Source organism: Streptomyces sp. NPDC006339 (assembly GCF_040612775.1).
GTDB lineage: Bacteria > Actinomycetota > Actinomycetes > Streptomycetales > Streptomycetaceae > Streptomyces.
Genome location: NZ_JBEXQW010000100.1, coordinates 1 through 7,192, shown reverse-complemented (window position 1 = coordinate 7,192; position 7,192 = coordinate 1). Strand labels below are relative to the sequence as shown.

The window sequence follows — 7,192 nt, the reverse complement described above, 5'->3', positions numbered from 1 at the left end:
CGTCTGCGGCAGGTGCCGGGTCCCCGCCGGGGCGGTGAGGCCGCGTGACCAGCCGCTGCCCGATCTGCCGCCTCCTCTTCGAGGACTGCACCTGCACCGGGGGCACCGCGTGAGCCCCGGTCTGGCGCGTGGCTGCGTCTACGGCCTGCTGCTCTCCGCCGTCCTGTGGGCGCTGATCGCCCTCACCATCACCGCCATCAGGAGCGCCCTGTGACCCGCCCCCAGTGTCCGGAGGCGCTGTTCAACCCGAACACGGGCGCCATCCGCCGCTGTGTTCGCGACCCGCGCGAGCACGACTGGCGGGACTGGCACGAGACCGAGTCCGGCACCCAGTGGCGGCACCGCATCGAGGAGAACATGGAGGGCCCCGAGTGGGAACCACCGTTCTGACCGGCCAGCAGGCCACGGCCCCCGCCATGCGGGCGGGGGTGCCCGCCGAGGTGTATCACGCGGACCCCACGTCGATCTCTTCGTCCGGCCTGCGGGCGCTCCTTCCGCCCGGCTGCCCGGCCCAGTTCCAGCACGACCGGCTCAACCCGGCGCCGCCGAAGAAGACGTTCGACATCGGGCACGCCGCGCACCAGCTCGTCCTCGGCGAGGGCCCGGAGCTCGTCGTCGTCGACGGCGACCGCTGGGACACCAACGCCGCCAAGGCCCAGGTTCGCGCGGTCCGGGCCGCCGGCGGGATCCCGCTGAAGCAGGCCGAGATGGACCAGGTCGAGGCCATGGCCGCCGCGCTCCGCCAGCACCCGCTGGCCGGCCCGCTGCTGGCGCCCGGCACCGGCTTGGCAGAGCAGTCCTTGTACTGGACGGACCGGGAGACCGGGGTCCGGTGCCGGGTCCGGCCCGACTGGCTGAAGCAGCTTCCCGGCCTGGTGCTGTGCATCGACTACAAGTCCTGCGCGGATGCGTCCCCGACCGCGGTGTCGCGGGCGATCCGGGACCACTCGTACCACCAGCAGGACGCCCTGTACGTCGACGGGATCCAGGCCGTGCTGGACCCGGACGAGGTGCGGTTCGTCTTCGTCTTCCAGTCCAAGACCGCGCCGTACCTGGTGACCGTCCGCGAGCTGCACCAGCAGGACCGCGACATCGGCCGCGCCCGTAACCGCCGGGCCCTGCGCATCTACGCCGAGTGCGAGCGCACCGGCATCTGGCCCGACTGGACCGGGCCCACCACCGAAATCCCTCAGATCGGCATGCCGACGTGGGACACGATCCGCCAAGCCGAGGAGTACCTGTCGTGACCGAGATCGCCACCCGAGAGCAGGGCGCCGAGGTCGCCACCCCTGCCGCGCCTGCGCCGACCGCTGGGACCACCGCGCTCATGGCGTGGGCCCAGGAGGCGGACCTCGCCTACCAGATGGCGCAGAAGCTGGCCAACACGTCGTTCGTCCCGGCCTCCCTGCGGGGCAAGCCCGGCGACATCGCCGCCGCGATCCTCGCCGGCGCCGAGCTCGGGCTGAAGCCGATGGCCACGCTCAAGTCCATCGACATCATCCAGGGCACTCCCGCCCTGCGGGCCCACGCCATGCGAGCTGTGCTTCAGGGGCAGGGGCACGAGATCGAGCTCGTCGAGTCGACCGACACGCGGTGCCGGATGCGCGGCCGCCGCGCGGGGGCGGAGGCGTGGCAGGAGGTCGAGTGGACCATCGACCGGGCCCGGCTGATGGGGCTGCTGAACAAGGACCAGTGGAAGAAGAACCCGAAGGGCATGCTCGTCGCCCGGGCCACGGGTGACGTCTCGCGCCTGATCGCCTCGGACGCGCTGCACGGCATGCCGTACGTGTCCGAGGAGCTGGAGGGCACGGTTCACGCCGAGGTCGTCCCGCAGCGGGCGCCGCTCAACATCACCGCCCTGACCCGCCCGGCCACCATGCCGGTCGCCCCGGCCCCGACCGACGCCGAGTACACCGTGACCCGCGACGACACGGCCGAGGACGACTGGTCCACCGTCGAGGACTCCACCGACTGGCCCGAGACCGCGCAGCCGGGAGGGGTGGCGTGATGCGGCTCCCCCTCATCTCCCGCCGCTACGCCCAGGCCGCTGTCGCCGCCGCCACCGCTGGCCTCCGCGCCGACCTCGAAGCCACCCGCGCCGAGCTCGCCGCCGAGCGAGCCGACCGCCGGAAGGCCGAGCACCGCGCCGCCCAGCTCGACCAGCGGCTCTACGAGATGCAGCTCGCCACCGAGCTCCACGACCAGCAGCTCCACGCCAAGGAGGCCGAGGCGTGACCACCTCCACCCAGTCCCCCGCGGCCGGGATGACCCGCCTCCCGGCCGCGGGTATCCAGACCGACCACGGCCACGGCTCCACGGCCCTCGCCGTCGGCGCCCGCTGCCCCTGCGAAAAGTGCCGGCCCGTGCACTCCGCCTACCGCCGCCGCGTCTACCGCCTGCAGGGCTACGGGCTCTGGCAGCCGCACATCGACGCCACCCAGACCCGCGAGCACATCAACTACCTTCACCAAGCTGGCATCTCCTACTTGCAGATCGCCGAGCAGTCCGGACTGTCCGGCAACCAAGTCCGTCGGATCGCACACAAGGTGGTCAAGCAGGTCCGCACAGAGACAGCCGAGGTCATCCTCGCGCTGACGCTCGAAGGAATGCGGCGCAAGGTCCTCCCTGCCACGGGAAGCGCCCGCCGACTGCAGGCCCTCGTCGCCGTCGGGTGGCCCTTCGCCAGTGTCGCCCCCCACATCGGCATGGACCCGCGAGGCATCACCCGCGTCATCCACCAGCCGTACATCTTCCGCACCACCGCCGACGCGATCGTCGTCGCCTTCGAGCAGATGAAGAACCTGAAGCCCGAAGACAACGGCGTCTCGCTGATCGGGGCGCAGAAGTCCCGTCGACTGGCTGAGCGCCGTGGCTGGCCCGACCCGCTGTGGTGGGAGGACATGGGGCACATCGACAACCCCGCCTTCGACCCGGCGACCGCCGAGCGTCCGCTGAACTTCCACGAGCAGGCCCGGCTCCGCGCGGAGGAGATCCTCCACCTCGCGTCGTACGGCGCCGGCCCGGACGAGATCGCCGAACGCCTCGGCCTCGGCCGCGACTACGTCGTCGCCCGCCTCCGCGACCTCCGCGAGGTGGCCGCATGAGCGGCGTCCTGCCCATGCCGGAGTTCTTCGTCGATGGGCTGTGCGCGCAGACCGACCCGGAGTCCTTCTTCCCGGAGAAGGGCGGGTCCGTCCGCGAGGCCAAGCAGGTCTGCATGGCCTGCGAGGTCCGCATCCAGTGCCTGATCTGGTCCCTCGACAACGACGAGCGCTTCGGCGTCTGGGGCGGCCTGTCCGAACGCGAGCGAACTCGCCTCCGCCGCCAGCGCGCCGACGCCGCCTGACCCACCGCCCATCACCCGCAGGAAGAAGCCGCACATGCCGAGCCGGTTCGAGTACGAGCGAGCGATCCGCGCCAGCCAGCTCAAGCCGCCGTCGCGGCACCTGGGGCTGACGATCGCCACGTGGGCGGACGCTCGGACCGGCATCATCCCCGACCGCTTCCAGCCGTCCCTCACCACCCTGGAGAAGGCGACGGGCCTGTCTCGGGCCACCGTCCGTACACACCTGGACCACCTGGAGACCGGCGGCTGGCTCAGCCGGGACCGGCCGTCGGTGGTCAAGGCGCGGTCGGAAGGGGAGACGACGAAGTACGGGCTCCGCATCCCGAAGTCGGCCTTCGTGTCGGCCGAGGACTCCGCCGAAGGTAGGGCAGGAGCTGCCCTACTCGAAGAAGGGGTAGGGCAGGAGCTACCCCACCCTGGGGCAGGAGCTGCCCTACCGGTAGGGCAGGAGCTGCCCTCGGGTAGGGCAGGAGCTGCCCTCATTAGTTCCAGAAGTAACTACAACGGTCCGGAAGTACCCCCCACCGCCGCCCTCCCGGACCAGATGCTCACCAAGTGGTGGGAGCAGTACGGCCACACCACCGCCCAGAACAAGACCACCATCCGACGCGCCATCGCCGACGCCCTCACCAACGGCCTCGCTCCCGCCACCCTTTGGCAGGCCCTCACCCGGCTCGGAGACCTTGCCAAGCCCGTCACCGGCGGCACCCTCCAGTTCGCCCTGTCCGAGCTCCGCCAGGCCGCCCCCGGCGCCGAGGTCGTTCCGCTCCGCGCCGGCGCTCAGCAGCAGACCGACGACCTGTTCGACCGCGCGATGGCCCGCGCCCGCGCCCGCATGCAGGAGTCCATGTGACCCCCGACGAAACCGTCATCCTCGCCCGCTACGTCCGCGCCCTCTGCCCCCAGCAGAAGTTCGACGAGTACACCCCCGACGCCTGGCACGACGTCCTCAGCGACTTCACCCTCGACGAAGCCCGCACCGCGGCCGCGGCCGTCGCCCGGCAGCAGGCATTCGTCGCCCCCGGTGAGATCGCCACCGAGGTCCGCAAGAACCGCCGCGCCCTCGTGTCCGTCGACGCCGAGACCGAACCGCCCACCGCCGACCCCAACAACGTGCCCCTCTACCTCCGACAGGTCCGCACCCACCGCCGCAACGTCGCCACCGGCCGCACCCCGGCCGTGCCCGCCCTCCCCGCCGCCATCACCGAGGCCGACATCACGGCCATGCGGCAGCAGGAAGACCTCAAGGCGTTCCGTCAGCAGATCACCAAGGAAGCCGTCGCCCGCTGCGCCGCCCGCGTCCAGATCATCGGCCGGCACCCCGACCTCGTCGAACGCGTCACCAAGCTCCTCGGCCGAGACAACTGGAACGGGTTCATCAGCCCCGAGTACGACGCCAGCGGCCGCCGCAACGACTCCCCCAACCGCACTGGGCTGCTCGCGATCCTTGCCGAAGCCGAGCAGCGGACCAACGCCACCAGGAGCGCCGCATGAGCACCGTCGCCCGCCTGAACGCCGCCCGCGCACTCCTCAACACCCCACCGGACACCCGCCTCCGGGGGCAACTCGCCATCCCCGACGCCGCCCTCGCCCTCCTCACCGCCGCCGAAGAAGACGCCACCACCCTCCACGAGAACGACCACCAGCGCGCCGAACGCGTCGCCGCCTACCTCACCAGCAGCGGCTGGACCATCACCCCCACCACCTGAAAGGACACCCCATGACCCGCCCCCGCCTCCTCGACGCCTGCTGCTGCGCCGGCGGAGCAGGCCGCGGCTACCACGACGCCGGCTTCGACGTCACCGGCATCGACATCGTCGACCGCTCGAACTACCCCTTCGCCTTCATTCAGGCAGACGCCGTCCAGTACATCTGCGACCACGGCCACGAATACGACGCCATCCACGCCTCCTGGCCCTGCCAGTACGGCGCCGCCATCACCAAAGGCACCAACGCCCACCTCCGCCACCGCTACGCCGACCTCTACGAGCAGGGCCGCGACGCCATGCTCTCCACCGGCCGGCCCTGGGTCATTCGAGACCACCGACGCCCGCCCCGACATCGTCCTCTGCGGCGAAATGTTCGGCCTCGGCGTCATCCGCCACCGCAAGTTCGAGACGTCCGGCTGGACACCGATGCAGCCCCCGCACATCAAGCACCGCGGCCGCGTCCGCGGATGGCGCCACGGCGCCTACCACGACGGCCCGTACATCGCCGCCTACGGCAAGGGCGGCGGCAAGGGTTCCGTCGCCGAAATGCAGCAGGCCCTCGGCATCGACTGGACCGACATCCACGACGAGTTGACCGAGGCCATCCCACCCGCCTACACCCGCTTCCTCGGCGAACAACTCATCACCCAACTCGCCCCCGCGGCCCCCGCCACCTGAAGGGACACCCCCATGACCGGCACGACACCGCCCGTCCTCGTCGAGGTCACCCGCTACGAGGTGTCCGTCCTGCCCTTCAACGACATCAACCGACCCACGTTCACGATCACCGTCGAAGCCCGCGGCAACGGAGTCTGGGCCGTTTGCCGGCACCGCCAGTGCATCGACACCAACGGCAACTGGTCCTGGGAGTCCATCCCCAGCGAGCGCACCGACGAATGGCTCGCCCAGCACCGCTTCGACCTCGACACCGCGCTGAACCTCGCCCGGAAGGCAGCGCCCCACCTCGTCGTCAACGGCCACACCGCCACCGACGCCTACCACCGCACCCACGCCTGACTGCGGCCCGGTTCCACCACCACACACACCAGGAGACCCACCGTGCAGCACGTAGTCATGTGGTCCGGAGGCATCACGTCCTGGGCCACCGCACGCCACGTCATTGCCGAACACGGCACGGCCAGCGTCACGCTGCTGTTCGCCGACACCCACGCCGAGGACGAAGATCTCCACGTCTTCAACGCCCAGGCGGCCGAGCAGCTCGGCGTCCCGATCACTCCAGTCGCCGACCCGGCCGGCCGCGACCCGTGGCAGGTGTTCGAGGACAAGTCCTGGGTCGGCAACTCCCGCATCGCCCAGTGCTCCCAGCTTTTGAAGCAGGAACCGTGCCGCCAGTGGCTCGTCGCGAACACCGACCCGGCCGCCACCACCGTGTACGTCGGCATCGACTGGACCGAGACCGAGCGCCTGCCGGCCATCGTCCGCGGCTGGGCACCCTGGACCGTCGACGCCCCGCTCACCCGCCCGCCGTACTTCGACAAGGAACAGCTCCGCGCCGAAGCCCGCGCCGCCGGCCTCATCGACCCGCGGCTGTACCGGCTCGGCTTCGCCCACAACAACTGCGGCGGCGCCTGCGTGAAGGGCGGCCAGGCGCAGTGGGCCCGGCTCCTGGAGGTGTTCCCCGAGCGGTACGCCAAGGCCGAGAGGTTCGAGGAGCGCATGCGGGCCAAGCTCGGCAAGGACGTCGCCATTCTCCGCGACCGCCGCGGCGGCGAGACAAAGCCGCTCACGCTGGCCACCCTCCGCCGGCGCATCGAGTTCCAGCGTCACGCCCAGCCCAGCCTGCTCGACCTTATCGACACCGACGACTGGGGCGGCTGCGGCTGCTTCACCGACGCCGCCTGAGCATGCAGTGGCCCCCGCGCGAAGGAAGCGCGCGGGGGCCCGCCACCCACCCTACGACCACCAGGAGCACACCATGACCGACCAGCCCGCCGACCTGCGCGACCGCGCGCTCAACCGCACTCACGCTCTCGCCGAGCAGTGGCAGGGAGACCACACGCCCATCACCCGCGCCCAGGCGTCCGAGCTGCTGATGGAGGTCATCCAGCTCAACGGCTGGACCCAGACCGCCGTGCAGCCCGAGCGGCACCTCGCCGTCGCCGGGGTCCGGGACGCC

The 7,192-nt window shown here is 71.3% G+C and carries 13 protein-coding genes and 1 pseudogene; all 14 read left to right on the top strand.

Annotation, left to right across the window (positions count from 1 at the left end):
• Positions 1–214 (top strand): hypothetical protein (locus ABZ135_RS38395; RefSeq protein WP_356703003.1); only part of this gene is annotated, 214 nt, incomplete at its 5' end.
• Positions 211–390 (top strand): hypothetical protein, encoded by a 180-nt coding sequence (locus ABZ135_RS38390; RefSeq protein WP_356703001.1) that lies wholly within the window; start codon positions 211–213, stop codon positions 388–390. The genes ABZ135_RS38395 and ABZ135_RS38390, both read left to right, overlap by 4 nt.
• On the top strand, positions 372–1,247 hold the full coding sequence (locus tag ABZ135_RS38385) for a PD-(D/E)XK nuclease-like domain-containing protein (protein ID WP_356702999.1): 876 nt from the start codon (positions 372–374) through the stop codon (positions 1,245–1,247). The genes ABZ135_RS38390 and ABZ135_RS38385 overlap by 19 nt, the downstream gene beginning before the upstream one ends.
• Complete coding sequence (locus ABZ135_RS38380; protein WP_356702997.1) at positions 1,244–2,008, top strand: hypothetical protein; 765 nt, start codon at positions 1,244–1,246, stop codon at positions 2,006–2,008. Before ABZ135_RS38385 ends, ABZ135_RS38380 begins: the two co-directional genes overlap by 4 nt.
• Complete coding sequence (locus tag ABZ135_RS38375; protein ID WP_356702995.1) at positions 2,008–2,235, top strand: hypothetical protein; 228 nt, start codon at positions 2,008–2,010, stop codon at positions 2,233–2,235. The genes ABZ135_RS38380 and ABZ135_RS38375 overlap by 1 nt, the downstream gene beginning before the upstream one ends.
• The gene (locus ABZ135_RS38370) at positions 2,232–3,104 is read left to right on the top strand and encodes a hypothetical protein (RefSeq protein WP_356702993.1); all 873 of its coding nucleotides are present in this window, start codon (positions 2,232–2,234) and stop codon (positions 3,102–3,104) included. Before ABZ135_RS38375 ends, ABZ135_RS38370 begins: the two co-directional genes overlap by 4 nt.
• 38 nt (positions 3,105–3,142) lie before the next feature.
• A pseudogene (locus ABZ135_RS38365) lies at positions 3,143–3,346 on the top strand (WhiB family transcriptional regulator); the annotation flags it as partial.
• Between the two features lie 34 nt (positions 3,347–3,380).
• On the top strand, positions 3,381–4,199 hold the full coding sequence (locus ABZ135_RS38360; protein ID WP_356702991.1) for a hypothetical protein: 819 nt from the start codon (positions 3,381–3,383) through the stop codon (positions 4,197–4,199).
• Entirely contained in the window at positions 4,196–4,840 is a 645-nt protein-coding gene (locus ABZ135_RS38355; protein WP_356702989.1) for a hypothetical protein, read from the top strand. The genes ABZ135_RS38360 and ABZ135_RS38355 overlap by 4 nt, the downstream gene beginning before the upstream one ends.
• Positions 4,837–5,055, top strand: coding sequence for a hypothetical protein (locus ABZ135_RS38350; RefSeq protein WP_356702987.1), 219 nt, complete (start codon positions 4,837–4,839; stop codon positions 5,053–5,055). The genes ABZ135_RS38355 and ABZ135_RS38350 overlap by 4 nt, the downstream gene beginning before the upstream one ends.
• A gap of 369 nt (positions 5,056–5,424) precedes the next feature.
• Positions 5,425–5,733, top strand: coding sequence for a hypothetical protein (locus ABZ135_RS38345; RefSeq protein WP_356702985.1), 309 nt, complete (start codon positions 5,425–5,427; stop codon positions 5,731–5,733).
• Positions 5,734–5,745: 12 nt separating this feature from the next.
• Entirely contained in the window at positions 5,746–6,072 is a 327-nt protein-coding gene (locus ABZ135_RS38340; RefSeq protein ID WP_356702983.1) for a hypothetical protein, read from the top strand.
• 42 nt (positions 6,073–6,114) lie between these two features.
• On the top strand, positions 6,115–6,918 hold the full coding sequence (locus ABZ135_RS38335; protein WP_356702980.1) for a hypothetical protein: 804 nt from the start codon (positions 6,115–6,117) through the stop codon (positions 6,916–6,918).
• Positions 6,919–6,991: 73 nt separating this feature from the next.
• A partial coding sequence (locus ABZ135_RS38330) for a hypothetical protein (RefSeq protein WP_356702978.1) occupies positions 6,992–7,192 on the top strand: 201 nt, incomplete at its 3' end.